At 63.5% G+C, this 21,796-nt stretch carries 20 protein-coding genes; 7 read left to right on the forward strand and 13 right to left on the reverse strand.

Annotated elements, in window-relative coordinates; genetic code table 11:
* The first annotated feature begins 91 nt into the window (after nt 1-91).
* The 4 genes from J5M73_RS16490 to cmoB all read left to right on the forward strand — a co-directional run bounded on the left by J5M73_RS16490 (nt 92) and on the right by cmoB (nt 2,988).
* Entirely contained in the window at nt 92-484 is a 393-nt protein-coding gene (locus J5M73_RS16490; RefSeq protein WP_102860427.1) for a protease inhibitor I42 family protein, read from the forward strand.
* A gap of 1 nt (nt 485) precedes the next feature.
* Nucleotides 486-1,121 (forward strand): lysoplasmalogenase, encoded by a 636-nt coding sequence (locus tag J5M73_RS16495; RefSeq protein ID WP_102860426.1) that lies wholly within the window; start codon nt 486-488, stop codon nt 1,119-1,121.
* Between the two features lie 170 nt (nt 1,122-1,291).
* Nucleotides 1,292-2,035 (forward strand): carboxy-S-adenosyl-L-methionine synthase CmoA, encoded by a 744-nt coding sequence (cmoA, locus tag J5M73_RS16500; RefSeq protein WP_102860425.1) that lies wholly within the window; start codon nt 1,292-1,294, stop codon nt 2,033-2,035.
* Nucleotides 2,032-2,988: a tRNA 5-methoxyuridine(34)/uridine 5-oxyacetic acid(34) synthase CmoB gene (gene cmoB / locus J5M73_RS16505; RefSeq protein WP_102860424.1), complete on the forward strand. Its 957-nt coding sequence runs from the start codon at nt 2,032-2,034 to the stop codon at nt 2,986-2,988. Before cmoA ends, cmoB begins: the two co-directional genes overlap by 4 nt.
* 143 nt (nt 2,989-3,131) lie before the next feature.
* On the opposite strand, the gene tadA is transcribed toward cmoB, so the two are convergent.
* The 7 genes from tadA to treP form a co-directional block, all read right to left on the reverse strand.
* The gene (gene tadA, locus J5M73_RS16510; protein WP_047305914.1) at nt 3,132-3,620 is read right to left on the reverse strand and encodes a tRNA adenosine(34) deaminase TadA; all 489 of its coding nucleotides are present in this window, start codon (nt 3,618-3,620) and stop codon (nt 3,132-3,134) included.
* Nucleotides 3,620-4,996, reverse strand: a complete 1,377-nt coding sequence (locus tag J5M73_RS16515; RefSeq protein ID WP_102860423.1) for a multicopper oxidase family protein — start codon at nt 4,994-4,996, stop codon at nt 3,620-3,622. The genes tadA and J5M73_RS16515 overlap by 1 nt, the downstream gene beginning before the upstream one ends.
* A 198-nt stretch (nt 4,997-5,194) precedes the next feature.
* Nucleotides 5,195-5,485, reverse strand: coding sequence for a PTS transporter subunit EIIB (locus J5M73_RS16520; protein WP_102860422.1), 291 nt, complete (start codon nt 5,483-5,485; stop codon nt 5,195-5,197).
* A 2-nt stretch (nt 5,486-5,487) separates the two neighbouring features.
* Entirely contained in the window at nt 5,488-8,025 is a 2,538-nt protein-coding gene (gene ptsP / locus J5M73_RS16525) for a phosphoenolpyruvate--protein phosphotransferase (RefSeq protein ID WP_102860421.1), read from the reverse strand.
* A 60-nt stretch (nt 8,026-8,085) separates the two neighbouring features.
* The gene (locus J5M73_RS16530) at nt 8,086-9,315 is read right to left on the reverse strand and encodes a carbohydrate porin (RefSeq protein ID WP_102860420.1); all 1,230 of its coding nucleotides are present in this window, start codon (nt 9,313-9,315) and stop codon (nt 8,086-8,088) included.
* 109 nt (nt 9,316-9,424) lie between these two features.
* A complete protein-coding gene (gene treC, locus J5M73_RS16535) occupies nt 9,425-11,071 on the reverse strand; it encodes an alpha,alpha-phosphotrehalase (protein ID WP_102860419.1) in 1,647 nt (548 codons plus the stop codon).
* 60 nt (nt 11,072-11,131) lie between these two features.
* A complete protein-coding gene (gene treP / locus J5M73_RS16540) occupies nt 11,132-12,574 on the reverse strand; it encodes a PTS system trehalose-specific EIIBC component (RefSeq protein ID WP_102860418.1) in 1,443 nt (480 codons plus the stop codon).
* Nucleotides 12,575-12,804: 230 nt separating this feature from the next.
* Between treP and treR the strand changes: the two genes are divergently transcribed.
* Entirely contained in the window at nt 12,805-13,509 is a 705-nt protein-coding gene (gene treR / locus J5M73_RS16545) for a trehalose operon repressor (RefSeq protein ID WP_102860417.1), read from the forward strand.
* Nucleotides 13,510-13,520: 11 nt separating this feature from the next.
* Here the strand turns inward: treR and J5M73_RS16550 are convergent, their stop codons facing one another.
* From J5M73_RS16550 to J5M73_RS16575, 6 genes are all read right to left on the reverse strand, one after another.
* Nucleotides 13,521-14,042: a DNA-binding protein gene (locus J5M73_RS16550; protein ID WP_102860416.1), complete on the reverse strand. Its 522-nt coding sequence runs from the start codon at nt 14,040-14,042 to the stop codon at nt 13,521-13,523.
* Nucleotides 14,043-14,047: 5 nt separating this feature from the next.
* A complete protein-coding gene (locus J5M73_RS16555; RefSeq protein ID WP_102860415.1) occupies nt 14,048-14,326 on the reverse strand; it encodes a hypothetical protein in 279 nt (92 codons plus the stop codon).
* Nucleotides 14,327-14,650: 324 nt separating this feature from the next.
* Nucleotides 14,651-16,228 (reverse strand): glutamine-hydrolyzing GMP synthase, encoded by a 1,578-nt coding sequence (gene guaA, locus J5M73_RS16560; protein ID WP_102860414.1) that lies wholly within the window; start codon nt 16,226-16,228, stop codon nt 14,651-14,653.
* Nucleotides 16,229-16,332: 104 nt separating this feature from the next.
* Complete coding sequence (gene guaB, locus J5M73_RS16565; RefSeq protein WP_102860413.1) at nt 16,333-17,802, reverse strand: IMP dehydrogenase; 1,470 nt, start codon at nt 17,800-17,802, stop codon at nt 16,333-16,335.
* Nucleotides 17,803-17,918: 116 nt separating this feature from the next.
* Nucleotides 17,919-18,467, reverse strand: a complete 549-nt coding sequence (locus J5M73_RS16570; RefSeq protein ID WP_102860412.1) for a sugar ABC transporter ATPase — start codon at nt 18,465-18,467, stop codon at nt 17,919-17,921.
* A gap of 131 nt (nt 18,468-18,598) precedes the next feature.
* Complete coding sequence (locus J5M73_RS16575) at nt 18,599-19,369, reverse strand: sulfite exporter TauE/SafE family protein (RefSeq protein ID WP_102860411.1); 771 nt, start codon at nt 19,367-19,369, stop codon at nt 18,599-18,601.
* A gap of 103 nt (nt 19,370-19,472) precedes the next feature.
* Here J5M73_RS16575 and J5M73_RS16580 point away from each other — a divergent pair, with 103 nt between their 5' ends.
* A complete protein-coding gene (locus tag J5M73_RS16580; RefSeq protein WP_102860410.1) occupies nt 19,473-20,420 on the forward strand; it encodes a LysR family transcriptional regulator in 948 nt (315 codons plus the stop codon).
* Nucleotides 20,417-21,796 carry an exodeoxyribonuclease VII large subunit gene (gene xseA / locus J5M73_RS16585; protein WP_102860409.1) on the forward strand — a complete coding sequence of 460 codons (1,380 nt, stop codon included), beginning with the start codon at nt 20,417-20,419 and terminating at the stop codon, nt 21,794-21,796. The genes J5M73_RS16580 and xseA overlap by 4 nt, the downstream gene beginning before the upstream one ends.

The raw sequence follows: 21,796 nt of genomic DNA on the forward strand, positions 1-21,796 counted from the left end.
ATAAGCGCCAACCTCCGTCCCCCGGCCCACACCGCCCATCATCTTCAGTTATGCTCGCCGTTCGTCACGAATGATCGGAGCTTCCTGACCCATGTCCGCACCTCGCCTGCTTGCCCTGCTCAGCCTCGCCCTGCTGGCCGCCTGCGCCAGCCAGCCCAAGCAAAACGTCACCGTGGAAAACCAGAGCCAATGCCCCCTGCAATTGCACAACGGGCAAACCCTGACCCTGACCCTACCCAGCAATCCCACCACGGGCTATCGCTGGGCAATCCAGGATTCGGCCGGCGGCATCCTGCGCAAGGTCAGCCCCGAGGTCTACAGCAATCCCGAGAACACCGGTCTGGTGGGCAGTGGTGGTCAATCCACCTGGCGTTTCCAGGCCTTCGCCAGCGGCCAGGGCCGACTGCTGCTGACCTATCAGCAACCCTGGGCACCGGAAGAAGCACCGGTAAAAGCCTTCGACTGCTCGATCACGGTCAACTGACATGGGCTGGCTGATTCTTGCGCTAATGGGCGCCGCCACCTTCATCTACGGGATCAGCGTGCACGCCACGTTGCTCTGCCTGTTGGTCAAGCCGCTGCCGGTACTGGCCCTGCTGGGCTGGTTGCACGATGCGCCGCCGGAGGACTATCGCCGCTGGATCGCCATTGGCTTGTTGTTCTCAGTGCTGGGGGACGTGCTGCTGGCCTGGCCTTCGGACCTGTTCGTGTTCGGCCTCGGGGCGTTTCTGGTGGCGCACCTGGCCTACCTCAAGGCCTATCTCTGCGACTGTCGGCGCCTGGCGCTGTTGCCGCTGGTCGTGGCACTGGCCATTGGCGCGGGGCTGTTGAGCATCCTGATTTCCCACGGCCTGGGCCCGCTGCTGATCCCGGTGATCGTCTACGCCCTGACCATCAGCGCCATGCTCTGGCGCGCCCTGGCACGCCTGGGCTCAGCGGTGCCCAAACGCTCGGCGGCGCTAGCGGCCGCGGGGGCCCTGAGCTTCGCCTTCTCCGACAGCCTGATTGGCATCAGCCGCTTCGTGGTGGCCTTCGATGCCGCGCCCTACTTGATCATCATTTTCTACTGGCTGGGCCAGTGGGGTATCGCTGCTTCGGCGTTCAGCCAGAAGCCGCGCTGATCAGCCGGCGCCAACAAGCCGGTCCCTACTCTCAGTAGTGGCCGGCTTGCCGGCGAAAAGGGCCACACCTTGCGTCGCCCTTGCTCTGCTGAAGGCCCTGCGGGCCTTATCGCAGCCTGCGCCAGCGGCTACAATGCCGCCCTCTTTTTATCTCCATCGCTGGAAATGCCGTGAGCAAAGAACCCGACCGCCTATTCGCCCAGCCCCTGGCCCAGGTGCCCGACTTCGCCTTTAACGAGGATGTGGTGCGGGTGTTCCCGGACATGATCAAGCGCTCGGTGCCGGGTTACCCGACCATTGTCGAGAACCTCGGGGTGCTGGCCGCGCAGTTCGCTCAGCCCAACAGCGTGCTCTACGACCTGGGCTCATCCCTGGGCGCGGTGACCCAGGCCCTGCGCCGCCATGTGCGCAGCGACGGTTGCCGGGTGATCGCCGTGGACAATTCGGCGGCCATGGTCGAGCGTTGCCGGGAATACCTCAACGGCCAGGATTCGATGTTCCAGGAGTTGCTGCCGGTGCAGGTGATCGAAGGCGATATCCTGGCCCTGGAGTTCCAGCCGGCCTCGGTGGTGGCTTTGAACTTCACCCTGCAGTTCATCGCCCCCGAGCAACGCCTGGCCCTGCTCGGGCGCATCCGCCAGTCGTTGCTGCCCGGCGGCGCGCTGATCCTCTCGGAGAAGCTGCGCTTCAACGATGCCGAGGAACACGCCCTGCTCACCGACCTGCACATCGCCTTCAAACGCGCCAACGGCTACAGCGAACTGGAAATTGCCCAGAAGCGCAGCGCCATCGAAAACGTCATGAAGCCCGACAGCCTCGAAGAACACCGCGAACGCCTGCTGGCCGCCGGGTTCTCGAAAGTCGTGCCGTGGTTCCAGTGTCTTAATTTTGCCTCGTTGATTGCCCTGCCATGATTGATCTGTCTCCCCTCGCTCGCCGTCTGGCGGGCACGCCCCTGGCCGAATGGGCCAACGGCCTGCAAGCCCAGCTCGATGCCAAGATGGAAAAGGGCCATGGCGACCTGGAGCGCTGGCAGAGCGCCCTCGACGCATTGCCGAAGATCCAGCCCAGCGAAGTCGACCTGATCAACGGCCTGCGCCTGGACACCGACTGCGACGACGCCACCCGGGCGCAGATGCGTACCGCACTGATGGGCCTGTCACCGTGGCGCAAGGGCCCGTTCGACCTGTTCGGCGTGCACGTGGATACCGAATGGCGTTCGGACTGGAAGTGGTCGCGGGTCGCGCCGCACCTGAACCTTGAAGGCAAACGCATCCTCGATGTCGGCTGCGGCAATGGCTACTACATGTGGCGCATGCTCGGCGCCGGCGCCCACAGCGTGATTGGCGTGGACCCCAACTGGCTGTTCTTCTGCCAGTTCCAGGCGGTGCAGCGCTACCTGTCGGAGCCCTCGGTGTGGCACTTGCCGTTTCCTTTCGAAGACCTGCCGGCCAACCTGGAAGGTTTCGACACCGTATTTTCCATGGGGGTGTTCTACCACCGGCGTTCGCCCATCGAGCATCTGCTGGCGCTCAAGGACTGCCTGGTCAAGGGTGGCGAACTGGTGCTGGAAACCCTGGTGGTGGAAGGCGATCAGCATCAGGTGCTGGTGCCGGAAGACCGTTATGCGCAGATGCGCAACGTGTGGTTCCTGCCCTCGGTGCCGGCTCTGGAACTGTGGCTGCGGCGCGCCGGGTTCAGCGACGTGCGCTGCGTGGATGTGAGCGTGACCAGCGTCGAGGAGCAGCGCGGCACCGAGTGGATGAAGTACCAGTCCCTGAGCGATTTCCTCGACCCCAACGATCACAGCAAGACCATCGAAGGCCTGCCGGCGCCGATGCGCGCGGTGATTGTCGCCAGAAAATAACCCCGCCTTCCCCCTGTAGGAGCTGGCCGGGCGGTGTTCCGCTTGCCAGCGAAGGCGCCCGCCAAAGCGGTGCAAGGCTCAAGGGCCTCTTCGCCGGCAAGCCGGCTCCTACGGTTTGGTGTAGGCCGCGAACCGGTTTGCGCTCAGCGCGCCCGGCGCGCCTTGAAGAATTCGCTCAACACCGTGCCGCACTCTTCGGCCAGCACCCCGCCCTCGTACAGCACCCGATGATTGAGAAAGCCCTGGGTGAAGAACTGGCCCTGGCTCTGCACGATGCCGGCCTTGGGTTCCAGGGCGCCGTACACCACGCGGGCAATGCGCGAATGGACGATCAGCCCGGCGCACATGCTGCAAGGTTCCAGGGTCACGTACAGGGTGCTGCCGGGCAGGCGATAGTTGCTCACTGCCTGGGCCGCCGCGCGGATCGCCACCATTTCGGCGTGGGCGCTGGGGTCGCTGCCGCTGATGGGGCAGTTGTAACCGCGGCCGATGATCTGGCCATCCAGCACCAGCACCGCGCCGACCGGCACTTCCCCCAGGGCGGCACCCTGGGCGGCCAGGGCCAGGGCTTCGCGCATGAAGTCCTGGTCGCGGCTGCGGTCGATGATCGGCGCCGGGCGTATCTGACGCATCACGCCACCTCGATGGCGGCCATCAGACCGGTTTCCATGTGGTCGATCACGTGGCAGTGGAACATCCAGACCCCAGGGTTATCCGCCACCAGCGCCACGCGGGCACGCTCGTTCTTGCCCAGCAGGTAGGTGTCGGTGAAGTAGGGAGTGATCTTCTTGCGGTTCGAGGCGATGACCTTGAAGCTCATGCCGTGCAAGTGGATCGGGTGTTGGTACTGAGTCATGTTCTTCAATTCGAAAATGTAGCTCTTGCCCTTTTTCAGCGTGGCAATCGGGCGGTCGGCGCAGGTCTTGTCGGTGATGTCCCAGGCCTGGCCGTTGATCTGCCACAGGCTCGGCGGCTGGCCATTGTCCACGTTCACCGAGACCGAGCCAACCCACTCGAAATTGAAGTTGAGCTTCTCGGCGTTGTCGAGATCCGGCTCGGCCACCGGGTTGGCCGGCAGGGCTGGCGGCCACTGGGTCGGCGCATCGTTGTTGGCCACCGAACGCAAGGTGCCCAGGCGCACCGGACCGTTGCGCAGGGACAGTTCCTGCCCCGCCGCCGGCGCCTTGATCGCCAGGCAGATACGCATGCCCGGCCCCAGCCAGTACTCCTTGCCCAAAGGACGCGGCTCGATGGGGTTGCCGTCCAGTGCATAGATCTGCGCTTCGACATCGGGGATGTTGATGCGGTAGGTCAGGGTGTTGTCCAGGTTGAGCAGGCGCACCCGAGTAATCTGCCCGGCCGGCAGGTCGATCACCGCCTGGGACACGCCGTTGATGGTGGACAGGCGCCCGGCCGTGCCGCCCCGCGCCGCTTCCCGGGGGATGCTGAAGGAGACGAACGCGCCCTCTTCATCCACGTGCCAGCTTTTCAGGCTCAGGGTGCGCTCGTACTGGAATCCGGTGGGTTCGCGCTCTTCGACGATCAGCGGGCCCACCAGGCCGCGGCCCAGTTCTTCGCTGCTGTTCACATGGGGGTGATACCAGTAGCTACCGGCATCCGGTACGCGGAACTTGTAGTCGAAGTATTCGCCGGGTAGCACCGGCAGTTGCGAGACGTAAGGCACGCCGTCCATTTCCAGGGGCAGGCGGATGCCGTGCCAGTGGATGGTGGTGGCCACGGGCAGATGGTTGATAAAGCGCACCCGCAGCCACTCGCCCTGGCGCACTCGCAGTTCGGTACCCGGTGCCGACGGCCCGAAAGCCCAGGCTTGGGTCTTGTGCCCTGGCACCAGTTCCACATCCAGCGGCGCAGCGATCAGTTCGTAGTCGTGGCCCGCTTCAGCGTCGGCCATTTTCCCCAGCCAGTAGCGCGAGGCGCCACCCGCTCCCACGCCCACCACTACCAGACCGGCCAGACCACCGAGTATTTGTCGACGGGTAAAGGACATGGACTCAACTACCTCACGTATCCGCGGCGGGCCCAAGCCCGCAAAAGGCGAATACGATACACCCGCAGTTGAGAAACAGTAAGGCCGGCGCGGCGACCGGACGCAGGCGGGACGGGGAAACGATGGGTGTTTTCGGGAGCCTGCTCCCTGGCAAGCCCGTTGCTCTTGCAGGAGCCGGCTTGCCGGCGAACAAGCCCCTCAGCCCTGCAATCCCAACAGCAGATGCACCACACCACCGGCCAGGGGCATCACTGCCGGCACCCCCGCCACTCGCAGGGCGCTGCTGTCCAGCAACTGCGGATCATGCAGTTCCAGGCGCAGGCGGGTCAGGGCCAATGGTTGTTGGCTCTTGATGTTGGCGCTACCACCCAGTGCCGCCAGCATCGCGTCACTCAGAACACGGCCCTTGGCCTGGGGGGCCTTCGGCTGATCAGGGATCAGGTCTGGAGTCAGGGCCTTCCAGAACGCCCGTTGCAATTTCTCGAACATCTTCAGTTCTCCAGAATCAGTGAGTCGGCGGCGACTTGCTGCCGTTGCAGGCATTCACGTACCTGAACCGCGTCTTCCAGATCGATGATCCGCGCTGCCAAGGCCTGGCACTCGCTCAGATCCAACTCCCGTACCCGGGCCTTGATGGCGGGAATCAACGGCACGCTCACCGACAGTTCATCCACCCCCAGGCCCAGCAACAGCGGCACCGCCAGGGTTTCGGAAGCCAGGGCGCCGCAGACGCCGACCCACTTGCCGTGGGCATGGGCGGCCTGCACCGTGCGTGCGATCAGGCGCAGCACTGACGGATGGAAGCTGTCGGCCTGACCGGCCAGGCGCGGATGATCGCGGTCCATGGCCAGGGTGTACTGGGTCAGGTCGTTGGTGCCGATGGAGAAGAAATCCACCTCCGGGGCAAAACGATCCGCCATCAAGGCCGCTGAAGGCACCTCGATCATGATCCCCAGCTTGGGCCGCTCCGCGAGGCCCAGGGCCCGAACCTCGTCATCGAGCAACTGGCGCGCCTGACGCAGCTCCGCCAGCTGGCTGACCATCGGCAGCATGATGTGCAGGCGGGCCTGCCCGGCGCAGGCGAGCATCGCCCGGAACTGCTCGCGCAGCAGTTCGGGACGCTCCAGGCACAGGCGGATACCCCGCAGGCCGAGAAAAGGGTTGGCTTCGCTGTCCATGGGCACATAGGCCAGGGGCTTGTCGCCGCCCACGTCCAGGGTCCGCACCACCAGATTGCGCGTCGGCCCCAGGGCCTGGGCAATGGCCAGATAGGTTTCGGCCTGCTCCTCGGGGCTCGGGGCGTGGCTGCGGTCCTGGTAGAGGAACTCCGAACGCAACAGGCCCACGCCTTCACCGCCCAGGCTCATGGCCTGCTCGGCCTCCGCCAGAGAGGCAATGTTGGCCGTGACCTCCAGATGATGACCATCGCGGGTCACCGCCGGTTGCGCGGCCTGGGCCAGGTCCTGACGCTGGCGCAGGCGTTGCTGCTGACGCAGGGACTCCAGTTGCTGCAGACGCTGAGGGTCCGGGTCCGTATGCAGTTCGCCGCGATCGGCATCCAGCAGAACCCGGGTGCCGTTGGCCAGGGACAGGACCCGGGACGACAGGCCACAGATCGCCGGCAGGCCCAGGGCCCGGGCGAGGATCGCCACGTGGCTGGTGGCGCCGCCGCCAACGGTGGCAAACCCCAGTACCTTGGCCGTGTCCAGGCTCGCGGTCTGCGAGGGGGTCAGTTGCTCGGCAATCAGAATGGCCTGATCCGGCAAGCTCAGGGCATGCTCTTGCACCCCGAGCATCCGCTTGAGCACCCGTTGGCCGACGTCCGCCAGATCCACCGCGCGCTCAGCCAACAGCGTACTGCCCAGGCCCTTGAACAGCTCGGCGGTGGCCTCGATGGCACGGTTCCAGGCAAAGGCAGCGCTCTTGCCGGTGACGATCAGGGCCTCGGCCTGCTGCAACAGACTCGGATCGTCGAGGAGCTCCTGGTGGGCCCGAAAGATTTCCTGCTGCGCGCCACCCCGGGCATTGTCCCGCAGCTGTTGCAGGTCCCGGACCGCCTCCCGCAAGGCCCGCTCAAGCACTTCGCGCTCTTGCTGCGGGTTCACCGCCCACTCCTTTATCTGCAGGCGCTGTTCAGCCACCTGCAGCACCTGGCCGACCGCCGAACCCGGTGACGCACAGACTCCCCGCAGAACCGTCTCCAACGACTCATCCCGCGCCGCTAGCGGCGCAAGACTCGGCGCCGCAGCACTGACTTTCTCGCCACAACCCGAGGCCAACAGCTCCACCAGAACCTGGAGCGCCCGCTCGGCATCCGCACCTGCGGCACTGACCTGCAAGACATCGCCCTGCACCGTCTGCAAGGCCATGATCGACACCAGGGACTTGGCATTGGCCGAGTCCTGGCGCCGGTGCAGGCAGATGTTCGCGGCAAAGCCCTTGGCGGCCTGGGCCAGCAAAGCCGCCGGGCGCGCATGCAGGCCCTGGGGGTTGCCGAGGATCAGCGGTTTGGAAAACAGCGCCTCAGCTTCAGCGTCCTCGGCCTTGGCACCTTCCTCTGCGGAGGTGGGCTCGATCTGCAACACCGGCTGTCCCAGCTCCACCAGCAGGCTGCCGGACACCAGCCCCGTCACCGCCTCGCCACTGACCACCAGCATCAGGGTCAACAGGCTACGGGCATGCAGGGCCAGGTAGTCGGCGTCGAACTCGATCAGCGGCTGGCCAGCCGTGACTTGCTGACCTTCCTCGATCAGGCAGGTGAAGCCCTTGCCCGCCAGGTTCACCGTGTCCAGCCCGATGTGCATCAGCACCTGCTGGCCCTGCTCGCCGGTGATGCTCAGCGCGTGGCCGCTGCGCTGCAGGTTGCTGACCACCCCGGACAGCGGCGCGCAGAGGATCTGGGAAGTCGGGTCGATGCACAGCCCGTCACCGATCACCCGGCTGGAAAACACCGGGTCCGGGACCTGCTCCAGGGGCAGCAGCACCCCGGACAGGGGCGCGAGCAATTGCAAGGGTTGGGTTATGGCCATGACGTCACCTGCTAATGATTCCTTGAAGTGCCGATGGAGCGCGAGCCCCGACAGCATCGCTTATTTCCACCAGTACTCGACCTGCAAACCGACGTTCGCACCGTGCCGGGCGCTGCCGAACACACCGCTGTCGGACAGCGCGGAACCGGCCGCCAGCTCATTGGCCGCGCGTTTGGCGGCCTCGTTCCAGCTGGCATAGGTGTAGTACAGGCGCACCTCCGGCCGGGCCCAGAACTCAGGCCCCTTGGGTGACCAGGTGGGCGCGAAGGTGAACTTGCTGAGTTTGCGGGTGACCCCGGGCGCCTCAACCTGATCGTGGCCGAACTCGGTCACCAGCTTGAACTGCTCGGTGATGGCATAGGCCGGACGCACGCCCAGGGAGATCCAGTTCTGGTCCTGGCCGTCGGGGCGAATGTCCTTCTGATAGACCGCCTCCACCTGGCCGCCGAAGCGCGGGGTCAGTTGCCAGTCGAAGAACTCCACCAGGCGATAGCTCTTGTTACCGGCATCCAGGTCGGTGTTGCCGGTGTAGCCCAGGCCGGTGCCGGGGCCTTCGCCGTATTGCAGGGCCAGTTTGTTCTTGCCGCCGAAAAAGTCCTGCTGCACATGCTGGGTGGTGATCGCCCAGCCATTGTGGGCTCCACGGCGATCGGGCTTTTCCAGGTAGCTCAGGCCCAGCTCCAGCTCGCCGCCGGGGTTGGTTTGGAAGCCGGCGACGTTGAAGTCATGACGGCTCACCGCCTGCTTCTGATAGAGATTGTCCTTGCGGGAAAAGGCGTAGCTGTACTTCAGATCGCCGATGCGCACGTCCTCGACCCCGCCGCCGGTGGCGCTCTGGTTCCAGTAGTAGAAGTCGGAAATATGGATGTCGTTACGCTTGTAGTAACGGCGACCGGCCCACAGCGAGCCGCCATTGAGGCTGGGCAGGTTCGACCACTGGGCGTACATCTGCGGCATGCGCGCCGAGCCGTTTTCGCCCTGGAAGCTCAGGTTGCGGTCGTAGCGGTTGTAAAGCGAAGCCATGCCGTCGACGCTGAGCACCGAGCCATCTTCCAGGGTGTACAGGTCCTGGCGCAGCTCAAGCTCCGCGTACTGCTCACACTCGTTGCCCAGGCGGTACTTGGACTGCGCGCCGGGCAACTGGAAGCAGGACTGCGAGCCGCTGTTCACCGAGGTCCCCAGGCCGCTGCGCAGGTACCCGGCAAACTCCAGGGCCTGGGCCGGCAAGGGCAAGGGCAAGGTCAGACACAGGCAGGACGCCGCCAGAGCGCGATTTATTGTTGTTTTCATAAGCCACCGCATTATTTTTATTGTGTTGTATGGATTCATCGGAACCGGCTTGGCGGCGCATGCGCTGGGCCAGAAAGATCGCCTGGCCCGGTTCGCCGACAGCCGGCGCCTACAAGGTCAGGTGCAGGACGAAGGACTCGTAAGGCCGCAGGTGCAAGTGCCGGTTGCGGGGCTCGTGGTCCGGGTAGTTGCTGATCAGCAGGCGCTGTTGCATGCCGGTGCTGATCACCGCTTCCGGCAACTCGACCTCACACGGCGAGCCATAGAAGTTGTTCACCACCAGCAGGCGCTCGCCGTCGCCCTCGCGCACATAGGCCCAGACTTGCCGATGCTCCGGCAGCAGCTGGCGATAGAGGCCGTGCTGGATCAGCGCTTCCTGGCGGCGCAAGGCGATCAGCCGACGGTAGTGATGCAGCACCGAATCTTCGTCGTCGAGTTGCGCCTCGACATTGATCTGGCTGGCGTTGGCCGGTATCCCGATCCAGGGCTCGGCGCTGCTGAAACCAGCATTGATCCCGGCATTCCACTGCATCGGCGTGCGCCCGTTGTCCCGGGACTTCTGCTGGATCGCCGCCATGATGGCCTGCGGCTCTTCACCGGCCTCACGCTTGAGGCGGTGGATGTTCAGGGTCTCGACATCGCGGTACTGCTCGATCCGCTCGAAGTGCGGATTGGTCATGCCCAGCTCTTCGCCCTGGTAGACGAAAGGCGTGCCCTGGAGCAGGTGCAGCGCGGTGGCCAGCATCTTCGCCGACACCCCCCGGTGCTCACCGTCGTCGCCAAAGCGCGAGACCACCCGCGGCTGGTCGTGGTTACACCAGAACAGCGCATTCCAGCCGCCACCGGCCTGCATGCCGGTTTGCCAGTCGGAGAGGATGCGCTTGAGTTCGAGGAAGTCGAAATCGGCCCGCAGCCACTTCTGCTGGTTGGGGTAGTCCACCTTCAGGTGATGGAAGTTGAAGGTCATCGACAGCTCCTTCGACTCCGGATGGGAATAGCGAATGCAGTGTTCCAGGCAGGTGGAGGACATCTCGCCGACATTCACCAGATCGTGCCCGGCGAACACTTCCCGATGCATTTCCTGCAGGTACTGGTGCACGTTGGGACCGTCGGTATAGAAGCGGCGGCCGTCGCTCTGATCCTCGGGGAAATCCGCCGGCTTGGAGATCAGGTTGATCACGTCGAGGCGGAAGCCGCCGACGCCCTTGTCGCGCCAGAAGCGCATCATCTTGAACACTTCAGCGCGCACCTGGGGGTTGTCCCAGTTGAGGTCGGCCTGGGTGTGATCGAACAGGTGCAGGTAGTACTGCCCGGTCTGGGCCTCGTATTCCCAGGCGGAGCCGCCGAACTTGGATTCCCAGTTATTGGGCTCATCGCGCCAGATGTAGAAATCCCGGTAGGGGTTGTCCAGGCTGCTGCGGGCCTGCTGGAACCAGGCGTGCTCGATGGAGGTGTGGTTGACCACGATATCCAGCATCAGCTTGATCCCGCGCTTGCCGGCTTCGGCGATCAGCAACTCGCAGTCGGCCATGCTGCCGTAGCTGGGATCGATGGCGTAGTAGTCGCTGATGTCATAGCCGTTGTCCCGCTGCGGCGAGCGCAGGAACGGGGTCAGCCACAGGCAATCGACCCCCAGCCAGTGCAGGTAGTCGAGCTTGTCCACCACCCCCAGCAGGTCACCGGTGGCCTGGCCTTGGTGGCTGTGAAAACTTTTCGGGTAGATCTGGTAGATCACCGAACGCTGCCAGTCTTGCATGGGGGAATCCTTTGGAAAGTGCGAGGACATTCGCCGGCGAGCCGGCGCCTACAGGGCGGGTCAGGCCACGCGATAGCCGGGCCGGATGATCTTCAGGCTCAGGCCGCAGGTCAGGACAAAAGGCACCACCAGGGCGATGACCATGCCAATCACGAACGTCGGGATGTACTGGGGAATGATCGAGATGAACCCCGGCAGCCCACCGACACCGATGGCCGAGGCCTGGACCTTGTTCAGCGAGAGAAAGATGCTGCCCAGGGCCGAGCCGATCAGCGCGGCGTAGAAGGGAAACTTGTAGCGCAGGTTGACGCCGAACATCGCCGGCTCGGTGATGCCGAAGTAGGCGGAAATCGCCGAGGTCGAGGCCATGCTGCGATCACGAGCGTTGCGGCTCATGGTGAACACCGCCAGGGCCGCGCTGCCTTGGGCCAGGTTGGACATGACGATCATCGGCCAGATAAAAGTGCCGCCCTGGGTGGCGATCAGTTGCAGGTCGACGGCCAGGAACATGTGGTGCATGCCAGTGATCACCAGCGGTGCGTAGAGCAGACCGAAGATGGCGCCGCCGAGCATGGGCGCCAGCTCGAACAGGGTGACCACGCCTTCGGTGATGAGGATTCCCAGGTGCCGGGTCACCGGCCCGATGATCGCCAGGGCCAGTACGCCGGTGACCACGATGGTGGTGATGGGTACCACCAGCAGGGTGATGGCGTTGGGCACCCGGGCGCGCAGCCATTTTTCGATCACGCTCATCACATAGGCCGCCAGCAGGATCGGCAGGATCTGCCCCTGGTAGCCCACCTTCTCGATCTGGAACAGACCGAAGATGTCGAAGTACGGCAGGCTCTGGCCGTCCAACCCGGCCACGGCCTTGCCATAGTTCCAGGCATTGAGCAGGTCCGGGTGGACCAGCATCAGCCCCAGGACAATGCCGAGGATCTCGCTGCCGCCAAAGCGCTTGGCCGCCGACCAGCCCACCAGGGCCGGGAGGAATACGAAGGAGGTGTTGGCCATCAGGTTGATCAGGCTCCAGAGCCCATCCAGCCCCGGGTACGCCTCAAGCAGGGTCTTGCCCTCGATGAACATGCCCTTGGCGCCCAGCAGATTGTTCACCCCCATCAGCAGGCCGGCGATGATCAGGGCCGGCAGGATGGGCATGAACACATCGGAGAACACCCGCACCAGACGCTGCATGGCGTTGGTCTTTTCCGCGCCCTTCTGCTTCACGTCGGCAATGGTGGAAACCGCGAGCCCCGTCTGCTCACGCAGGGCCGCGTAGACCTTCTCTACCTCGCCAGGGCCGATCACCACCTGGAACAGGCCACCGGTGAAGAACGAGCCCTTGACCAGATCGATCTGGTTGAGGGTGGCGCTGTCGACCAGGCTCGGGTCCTTGAGGGCCAGGCGCAGGCGGGTCACGCAGTGGGCTGCCTGTTCGAGGTTGTCGGCGCCACCGAGGCTGTGCAGCAACTCGCTGGCGATCGTTGAATAGTCGTGGCTCATGCTTGTTCTTCCACCTGAGATTTTTGTTATTGGCAGCACGCCGAGGGGCAAATTACTCGTCTGTACGAGTTAAATCAATAACTCGTACAGACGAGTTTGAAATTTTCTTCCGGCGTGGCCCTGCCCCATGCTTTTTCCACCCGCTAAAGCATCACCAGGGCGCATGGACAAATGCCCCGTCCAGCCCTTAAGGTGCCTGCCTTGAGCACAGTCCGGCACAGAGCCATCCCATGAGCAAATACAACCAGATCTACAGCGATCTGCTTGCCAGCATCACCACCGAACGTCTTGAGCGTGGCGCCCGCCTGCCTTCGGAAAGCGAACTGATGGACAGCTACCAGGCCAGTCGCGGCACCGTGCGCAAGGCCATCGAACTGCTGCAGGAGCGCGGTTTCGCGCAGAAGATCCACGGCAAGGGCACCTTCGTGCTCTCGCCCAATCCCATCGAGTTCCAACTGGGCGGCATCGTCAGCTTCCAGGAAACCTATCCACGCCTGGGGGATGACGTCAGCACCGAGGTGGTGGAGTTCAGCCAGTTCCCCCTGCAAGGCGCCCTGCGCAACCATCTGCAGGCGCAAGAAGGCAGCCTGATCACACGGATCAAGCGCGTGCGGCGAATCGACGGCAAGCGGGTGATTCTCGACATCAACCATTTTGTCGCCGAGCTGATTCCGGGGCTGGACCGGCAGATCGCCGAGCATTCGATCTACGCCTACATCGAACAGACCCTGCAACTGAACATCAGCTATGCCCAGCGCACCATCGAGGCCAGCCCGCGGAGCAAGGACGATCAGCAACTGCTCGACCTGGACGGCCAGAGCCATGTGATCGTGGTCAGCAACCAGACCTTTCTCCAGGACGGACGGCAGTTCGAGTACACCGAATCACGGCACACCCTGGACAAGTTCTACTTCTCCGACGTGGCCCGGCGCTAAGCCCTACCCCGTCAGCCCAGCAGGGCCACCAGCTCACCGCTGAGGGGGCCGATGCGCTTCGACTCCTTGGCGGTGTTCACCTGCTGTGCCACCCGCGCCACCTCGATCACCGGGTGCTTGAGAGGGTAACCGCCCTTGCTGTCCAGCCAGCTCAGAACCTCCGCCAGATGCCACAGCGAGGTGCTGCCCTCATGGATCGCCAGGGGAAAACTGTCGGCGTGGCCGAGCATCAGCTTGCGCATGTTCTGCCGGGACACGCCGACGATCTCGGCGATCTCGCTGAGGCCGACAAAGTCCGGGCTGGCCTCCACCAGCCGCGCCTCGGGGATGATGCGCTTGATATCCCCCAGGGCACTGAGCAGCGCCGCTTCGGCACTCTCGGCCTCGCGACTGAACTCCAGGGCCAGGCGCCCGGCCAGACCGGTGCCCACCAGGGCGTCGGTGCAGCCCGCCGCACCGAGGCGCTCCACCAGTTGCAGCGGATCGCAGCCCTCCAGCGGCAGCAGATAGTTGAGGGTGAACAGGTATTCCATGGTGCTTACTCCTGACGGGCTGCCGGCGCCTTGGCCCCACGCAGCTGATTCACAGTGCAGTTGTCGATCACCCGGCATATTGCCCGGGCGTGCTGGGTCGGGTTCTTCGGCGTACGCCAGACACTGGTGATGCAGAACTCGCCGCAGCGGCACACTTCGTTGTTATACGGGCAGTAGATCCGCCCCCACGCATGGCCAGCACCGACCTCGATTCGCCAGCTCTGCCATTCGGCGTAGCGCAGAGCCATTTCAATGTCCTTCTTGGGATGAGTTGCACGAGCCATCCATAGCCTCCAGTATCGCCAGTCATGCAGGGTTGTCAACTGACAACCTTGTGCAATCCGATCAAACCCGCGCCACGAACAAGCCGCAGCAAAAACAGCGGGGGGAGACCCAAGGGTAGAGAGAAGCCCGGGGCAGAGCGCCGAACATGTCTTACGTGATATTGCCGGAAGGTGAAAAAGCAGCGTTTCTAAAGGTTCTGCAACACAAATGCCGATGTGTAACGGATTCAATCTCCGCAGAAACGACAATGGCGATCGATCCCCGAAGGTCCCGATCGCCATTGGTTAAAGCCAGTGGATCAAGCGCCGATCACTCGGCCCCAATCATTCCCACTCGATCGTTGCCGGCGGCTTGCTCGACACGTCGTAAGTGACGCGGGAGATGCCTTCGATTTCGTTGATGATCCGGCCGCTGACGGTTTCCAGCAGCTCGTAAGGCAGGTGTGCCCAACGGGCGGTCATGAAGTCGATGGTTTCCACCGCGCGCAGGGCCACGACCCAGGCGTAACGGCGGCCATCGCCGACCACACCGACGGATTTCACTGGCTGGAACACGACGAATGCCTGGCTGACCTTGTGGTACCAGTCGGCCTTGCGCAGTTCTTCGATGAAGATGTGGTCGGCGCGACGCAGCAGGTCGGCGTATTCCTTCTTCACTTCACCCAGGATGCGCACCCCCAGGCCCGGGCCCGGGAACGGGTGACGGTAGACCATGTCGTACGGCAGGCCCAGCTCCAGGCCCAGACGGCGGACTTCGTCCTTGAACAGCTCGCGCAGCGGTTCAACCAGCTTGAGGTTCATTTCTTCCGGCAGGCCGCCCACGTTGTGGTGCGACTTGATCACGTGGGCCTTGCCGCTTTTCGCGCCAGCCGACTCGATCACGTCCGGGTAGATGGTGCCCTGGGCCAGGTACTTGATGTTTTCCAGCTTGCAGGATTCGGCATCGAACACGTCGATGAAGGTACGGCCGATGATCTTGCGCTTCTTCTCAGGGTCCGACTCGCCGGCCAGGTTGTTGAGGAACTGCTCCTCGGCGTTGGCGCGGATCACCTTGACGCCCATGTTCTCGGCGAACATGGCCATCACTTGCTCGCCTTCGTGCAGGCGCAGCAGGCCGTTGTCGACGAAAACGCAGGTCAGCTGGTCGCCGATGGCCTTGTGCAGCAGGGCCGCGACCACCGAGGAGTCGACACCGCCGGACAGGCCCAGCAGGACGTTGTCGGTGCCAACCTGGGCACGGATCTGGGCAATGGCGTCTTCGGCGATCTTCGACGGGGTCCACAGCGCTTCACAGCCGCAGATGTCGAGGATGAAGCGCGACAGGATGCGGCCGCCCTGCTTGGTGTGGGTCACTTCCGGGTGGAACTGCACGCCGTAGTAGCGCAGGTCATCGTTGAACATGCCGGCAATCGGGCAGCTCGGGGTGCTGGCCAGGATGTGGAAATCCTTTGGCATCTTGGTGACCTTGTCACCGTGGCTCATCCACACGTCGAGACCGAACAGGCCGTCGGCGTCGACGTGGTCTTCGATGCCGTCCAGCAGGCGGCTCTTGCCCACCACATCAACCCGGGCGTAACCGAATTCGCGCAGTTCGGAACCTTCGACCTTGCCGCCCATTTGCTCGGCCATGGTCTGCATGCCGTAGCAGATGCCGAAGACCGGAACGCCCAGATCGAACACCGCTTGTGGGCAGCGAGGGCTGTTGGCTTCGTGCACGGACTCGGGACCGCCGGCGAGGATGACGCCTTTGGGAGCGAATTCGCGGATCGCTTCGTCGTCCATGTCGAACGGATGCAGTTCGCAGTAGACCCCGATCTCGCGCACGCGGCGGGCGATCAATTGGGTGTACTGGGAACCGAAGTCGAGGATCAGAATGCGGTGGGCGTGAATGTCGAGGGCCATGGTCAGTCTCGTCTAATTTCAGAAACGACACGGGGCTGAAAAACACAGCCCCGGTTACTAAATTCGTCAATCGCCTCCGGGCCTGGGCCTGGAGGCGATCACTATCAACCTACGCGATAGTTTGGCGCTTCCTTGGTGATCTGCACGTCGTGGACGTGGGATTCAGCCATGCCGGCGCCGGTGATGCGGACAAACTCCGGCTTGGTGCGCATTTCTTCGATGTTGGCGCTACCGGTGTAGCCCATGGAAGAACGCAGGCCGCCCATCAGCTGATGGATGATCGCAGTCAGGGAGCCCTTGTACGGCACGCGACCTTCGATCCCTTCCGGCACCAGCTTCTCGGCACCCGCGGAGGAGTCCTGGAAGTAGCGGTCGGAAGAGCCCTGGGCCTGGGACATGGCGCCCAGGGAACCCATGCCACGGTAAGCCTTGTAGGAACGACCCTGGAACAGTTCGATCTCGCCCGGCGCCTCTTCGGTACCGGCGAACATCGAGCCCATCATCACGCAGGAGGCACCGGCCACGATGGCCTTGGACAGGTCACCGGAGAAACGGATACCGCCGTCGGCGATCAGCGGAACGCCCGTGCCGACCAGTGCCGCTGCAACATTGGCGATCGCGCTGATTTGCGGCACGCCGACACCGGCAACGATGCGGGTGGTGCAGATCGAGCCAGGGCCGATACCGACCTTGACCGCGTCGGCGCCGGCTTCGGCCAGGGCCTTGGCTGCAGCGCCAGTGGCGATGTTGCCGCCGATCACCTGCACTTGCGGGAAGTTCTCTTTGACCCAGCGAACGCGGTCGATCACGCCCTTGGAGTGACCGTGGGCGGTGTCGACCACCACCACGTCGACACCGGCATTGACCAGCGCAGCAACGCGATCGCCCGTATCTTTGCCGGTACCGACCGCAGCGCCGACACGCAGACGACCTTGATCGTCCTTGCTGGCCAGCGGGTAGGCCTTGGCTTTTTCGATGTCGTTGACGGTCATCATGCCCTTGAGGGCAAAGGCGTCATCGACGATCAGCACGCGTTCGATACGGTGCTTGTGCAGCAGCTCACGGACGGCGGTCTTGTCGGCGCCTTCCTTGACAGTGACCAGGCGCTCTTTAGGCGTCATCACTTCGCGGACACTGGCTTCCAGACGGCTTTCGAAACGGACGTCGCGGGAAGTCACGATGCCCACCAGATCGCCGTTGTGCAGCACGGGCACACCGGAGATGTTGTGCATGTTGGTCAATTCGAGCAGGTCACGCACGGTGGCGTCGGCTTCGATGGTGATGGGGTCTTTGACCACACCGGCTTCGAAACGCTTGACCTTGCGCACTTCGGCAGCTTGCTGCTCGATGGTCATGTTCTTGTGGATGATGCCGATGCCGCCTTCCTGAGCCATGGCGATTGCCAGACGGGCTTCAGTGACGGTGTCCATGGCGGCGGAAACCAGTGGAATATTCAGCTCGATGCCACGGGTCAAACGGGTCTTTAGACTGACTTCATTAGGCAGTACTTCGGAATAACCGGGCACTAAGAGGATGTCGTCGAAGGTGAGGGCTTCTTGGCTGATACGCAGCATCGCGGGGGCTCCCGGGCGGGAAAATGGAAGCGCGCCATTATACTCAGACACCTACCCGGGCTCAATGTAAAACTCTGTCTAATATCACTGGAGTGATAGATGGAGATATCAGCGCGCTACAACTCGACCTTGACCCAACTTATCGGTTGATCCAGCCAGTCGGCAAACTCGTCGATAAAACTCTGTTTGAAACCCGCTTCGGCCCAGTTGTTGAAGATAAAGCCCAAGTTGGAAAAGCCGCATTCCTGAAGAAACAGAAAGCCGTTGATGTCATCTTCATGACCGCACTCGGGACAGGTGAAGTTATCGGTGCGCCCCGGCATCCAGTCTTCCAGGCTCTCGAACAGCGCTTCACCCACTTCCTGGCGGCATTCGGCACAGCCGGCTTCTTCGAGAAAGCCCTTGGCCGGGGTATAGATGCAGCGTTTGGTGATGATCTCCAGACCATTGATCGGCTCGCCGAAGGGCAGCGCCTGCGGCCGCAGCACCACCTCCCGTGCCCCCGGCGCAATCGCATGGCCCATGCGATTGCCGGTGCGCCCGCACGTGCTCAGGGTTTCCTCGACGATGTTCTTGCGCACCAGCCAGCGCACGATGGCCCGAGCCCGGGGCTCGTGCACCGGCAGGGTGGATATTTTCGGGACGAGGATGCTTTGCGAGTTCATGGATAAGCCTGAAACATGCGGGACAGTACGAACGCTTTCGCCGGCAAGCCGGCCCCCACCATCAATTGTAGGAGCCAGCTTGCCGGCGAACGAATTTAAAGGCCCGCAGCTTAATCCCTGAACCCCGCAGGTCAAGTGCTCAGAAAGCGCCCGATCAAGGCAACACCACTGGCCAGCACCAGCCAGGTCACCAGGCGCACAAAGGCCTCCCGGGACAACCTCATGGTCAAGCGCCGTCCCACCCATAGACCCAACGCCATCGCCGGCAACAAGCACACCGCCAACAGCAGCAGCGGCAACTCGGCATAGACCCCGGCCAAGGCAAACAGACTCAGACGCACCACGGTACTGCAACTGATCAACGCACTTTGAGTGGCCCGTGCCGGGTCCTTGGGCAAACGACTGTTCAGGTAAATGGCATATAAAAAGCCGCCACTACCGAACAAGGCGCCAAACATTCCTCCCACTATTCCCATCGGCACCGACCAGCCGGCCGCCAACTGAGCCGGGCGTACCTTCACCCACAAGCTGTAGATGGCATAGGCACTGATAAACAGCCCCATTAATAGAAGCAGCAGATCGGACTTGAGGTTGAGCAGGAAAATCACCCCCAAGGTGCAGCCCAGCGCCATGCAAGGCAGCAGGCGCAACAGCTCCGGCTTGGCCACGTCCTTGCGCGATGGCAGCAGGTTGCCGAAGGCTGCGACAAAGTCGAGCAGCACCAACAGCGGCACGATTTTCGACAACGGCATGAACAGGATCAGGACCGGTCCCGCCACCAGCGCCGTGCCGAAACCGGCGATGCCAAACACGATGTACGCCAGCGCGATGCCCAGGCCGATCGCCAACCAACCACCCGGGCCGAAAGACCACTGGTTCAAACCTTCGATTACCACGCTCATCACTGCGACTTCCCCCAAGCGGATCAGCAATGACTTTAGCCAGCGGCGAGCCTTGCGACTAATATCATCAAAGCCTTCAACCCATCGCAAAAAGGCATGCCTTGTGATTTCAACCCGTCAACTGCGCTATTTCGTGGAAATCGCCGAATGCGGCAGCTTCAGCGCTGCGGCAGAACGCCTGTTTGTCGCCCAATCAGCCCTTAGCCGGCAGATCAAGGAACTGGAAAGCCAGCTGCAAACCCCACTGTTCCAACGCACTGCCCGCCAGCCTCGGCTGACCGCCGCCGGTGAAGCCTTCCTGCCCAAGGCACGCAACCTGCTGAGCGAACTGCACAAGGCCGCCGAGCTGGCCACCCAGGTCGGCCAGGGGCAACTGGGCACTCTGCGCCTCAGTCACTCAAGCACCGTGCCCATGAGCGGCCGTCTGCTTGGGGGCATCAGCGAGTATCTACAGGCGTGCCCCGGCGCTTCGATGGACATCGTCAAGCTGTCGTCCGAGGCGCAGTTGCAAGAACTCGCCGAAGGCCGGCTGGATGCTGGCCTGCTGCGCCTGCCGGTACTGCGCCAATGCGAGGGAGTGCAAATCGTGCCCTTGTTCAGCGAACCCCTGCTGCTGGCATTGCCACCGCAGCATCCCCTGGCCCTTGATCCACCGGCCCACGGCGTGGAGCTTGCACAACTGCGTAACGAAGCCTTTATCTCCATCCCCCATCCCCAGCGTGGGGGTTTGAGCTATCTGTCGGCGCAGCTGTGCATGCGCCAGGGATTCTTTCCCAAAGCGGCGCGAGTGATGTCACGCAAGACCACTCAACTGCAGTTGATCCAGGCCGGTTTCGGCGTTGCCCTGCTGCCCGAATCGATGCAGGACATCGCCCCGGCCAACGTGCGTTTCCTGCCTCTGGCCGATAGCGATTGCCAGAGCACCGTCGCCCTCGCCTACCGGCAAGACACCACACCGCTGGTGGCGCAGTTTGTCGAACAGCTGCGCAATCATTGGCAATCGAATTGCGTTGTTCCATGGACTGACAGCCCCTTAAACTGCGCCCCATGATTAAAGATCCCTTTGCACGACTCGGCCTGGACCGCGAGGTCCTCACTGTCACCCAGCTCAACGGCCGCGCCCGGGTGCTGCTCGAGGACGTGTTCAGCAACATCTGGGTCGAAGGCGAGATCTCCAACCTCGCTCGCCCGGCTTCCGGCCATGTCTACTTCACCCTCAAGGACAGCGGCGCCCAGGTGCGTTGCGCGCTGTTCCGGCAGAACGCCGCACGGGTCCGCCAGGCGCTGAAGGACGGCCTGGCGGTCAAGGTCCGGGGCAAGGTTTCGCTGTTCGAGGGGCGCGGCGACTACCAACTGATTCTCGACACCGTGGAGCCCGCCGGTGATGGTGCCCTGCGCCTGGCCTTCGATGCACTCAAGGAAAAGCTCAGCGCCGAGGGGCTGTTCAGTGCCGAACGCAAAGTGCCGTTACCGGCCCATCCACAACGCATCGGCATTATCAGCTCCCCCACTGGCGCGGTGATCCGCGACATCATCAGCGTGTTCCGCCGCCGTGCGCCCCAGGTGGCACTGACGCTGATCCCCACTGCCGTGCAAGGTCGCGAGGCCACGGCGCAGATCGTCCGGGCCCTGCAACTGGCCGATGCCCGAGGCTTCGATGCCTTGATCCTGGCTCGGGGCGGCGGCTCTCTGGAAGACCTCTGGTGCTTCAACGAAGAGGCGGTAGCCCGGGCGGTGGATGCCTGCGTGACGCCGATCGTCAGCGCCGTCGGCCATGAAACCGACGTGTCCATCAGCGATTTCGTCGCTGACGTACGGGCCCCCACCCCTTCCGCCGCCGCTGAACTGCTGGCACCCGACGCCAGTGACCTGCAACACCGGGTCGACAGCCTGCATCGCCGCCTGGTGATGCGCATCCGCGACCGGCTGATGCGCGACCGCTTGCGCCTCGACGGTCTGGCCCGCCGCCTGCGCCATCCCGGCGAACGCCTGCGCCAGCAGGCACAACGCCTGGATGACCTGGATATGCGCATGCGCAGGGCCTTCGAGCGCAACCTCAATACCCGTCGCGAGCGCCTGATCCGCCTGGAAACCCGCCTCGGCGCCCAGCATCCGGGACGACAACTGGCCCTATTGCGCCAGCGCCTGGACAGCCTCGCCGAACGCCTGCCCCGAGCCATGCGCGAAGGCCTGAAAGCCCGACGCCTGCAGTTGCACAGTCAGATGCAAACCCTGCATGTGGTCAGCCCCCTGGCCACCCTGGGACGCGGCTATAGCATTCTTCTGGACGACCGCGGCCACGCCATCCGCACTGCCGCACAGACCCGCAATGGCCAGCGCCTCACCGCCCGCCTGGGCGAAGGTGAACTGCAGGTGCGAGTCGAAGACAACCACCTGACGCCTGTCACTCTTTCTCTACTGGACTGA

This window comes from Pseudomonas sp. 50_B (genome assembly GCF_017491625.1).
In the GTDB taxonomy this organism is placed as follows: domain Bacteria; phylum Pseudomonadota; class Gammaproteobacteria; order Pseudomonadales; family Pseudomonadaceae; genus Aquipseudomonas; species Aquipseudomonas danubii.

Coding starts and splice junctions, on each gene's coding strand:
- ptsP (WP_102860421.1), bottom strand. CDS start 8,025: ATGGCCATAACCCAACCCTTGCAATTGCTCGCGCCCCTGTCCGGGGTG.
- treR (WP_102860417.1), top strand. CDS start 12,805: ATGAGCAAATACAACCAGATCTACAGCGATCTGCTTGCCAGCATCACC.
- J5M73_RS16550 (WP_102860416.1), bottom strand. CDS start 14,042: ATGGAATACCTGTTCACCCTCAACTATCTGCTGCCGCTGGAGGGCTGC.
- J5M73_RS16570 (WP_102860412.1), bottom strand. CDS start 18,467: ATGAACTCGCAAAGCATCCTCGTCCCGAAAATATCCACCCTGCCGGTG.
- guaA (WP_102860414.1), bottom strand. CDS start 16,228: ATGGCCCTCGACATTCACGCCCACCGCATTCTGATCCTCGACTTCGGT.
- treC (WP_102860419.1), bottom strand. CDS start 11,071: ATGCAAGACTGGCAGCGTTCGGTGATCTACCAGATCTACCCGAAAAGT.
- J5M73_RS16530 (WP_102860420.1), bottom strand. CDS start 9,315: ATGAAAACAACAATAAATCGCGCTCTGGCGGCGTCCTGCCTGTGTCTG.
- guaB (WP_102860413.1), bottom strand. CDS start 17,802: ATGCTGCGTATCAGCCAAGAAGCCCTCACCTTCGACGACATCCTCTTA.
- J5M73_RS16515 (WP_102860423.1), bottom strand. CDS start 4,996: ATGTCCTTTACCCGTCGACAAATACTCGGTGGTCTGGCCGGTCTGGTA.
- J5M73_RS16520 (WP_102860422.1), bottom strand. CDS start 5,485: ATGTTCGAGAAATTGCAACGGGCGTTCTGGAAGGCCCTGACTCCAGAC.
- J5M73_RS16490 (WP_102860427.1), top strand. CDS start 92: ATGTCCGCACCTCGCCTGCTTGCCCTGCTCAGCCTCGCCCTGCTGGCC.
- cmoB (WP_102860424.1), top strand. CDS start 2,032: ATGATTGATCTGTCTCCCCTCGCTCGCCGTCTGGCGGGCACGCCCCTG.
- J5M73_RS16495 (WP_102860426.1), top strand. CDS start 486: ATGGGCTGGCTGATTCTTGCGCTAATGGGCGCCGCCACCTTCATCTAC.
- J5M73_RS16555 (WP_102860415.1), bottom strand. CDS start 14,326: ATGGCTCGTGCAACTCATCCCAAGAAGGACATTGAAATGGCTCTGCGC.
- xseA (WP_102860409.1), top strand. CDS start 20,417: ATGATTAAAGATCCCTTTGCACGACTCGGCCTGGACCGCGAGGTCCTC.
- treP (WP_102860418.1), bottom strand. CDS start 12,574: ATGAGCCACGACTATTCAACGATCGCCAGCGAGTTGCTGCACAGCCTC.
- tadA (WP_047305914.1), bottom strand. CDS start 3,620: ATGCGTCAGATACGCCCGGCGCCGATCATCGACCGCAGCCGCGACCAG.
- J5M73_RS16575 (WP_102860411.1), bottom strand. CDS start 19,369: ATGAGCGTGGTAATCGAAGGTTTGAACCAGTGGTCTTTCGGCCCGGGT.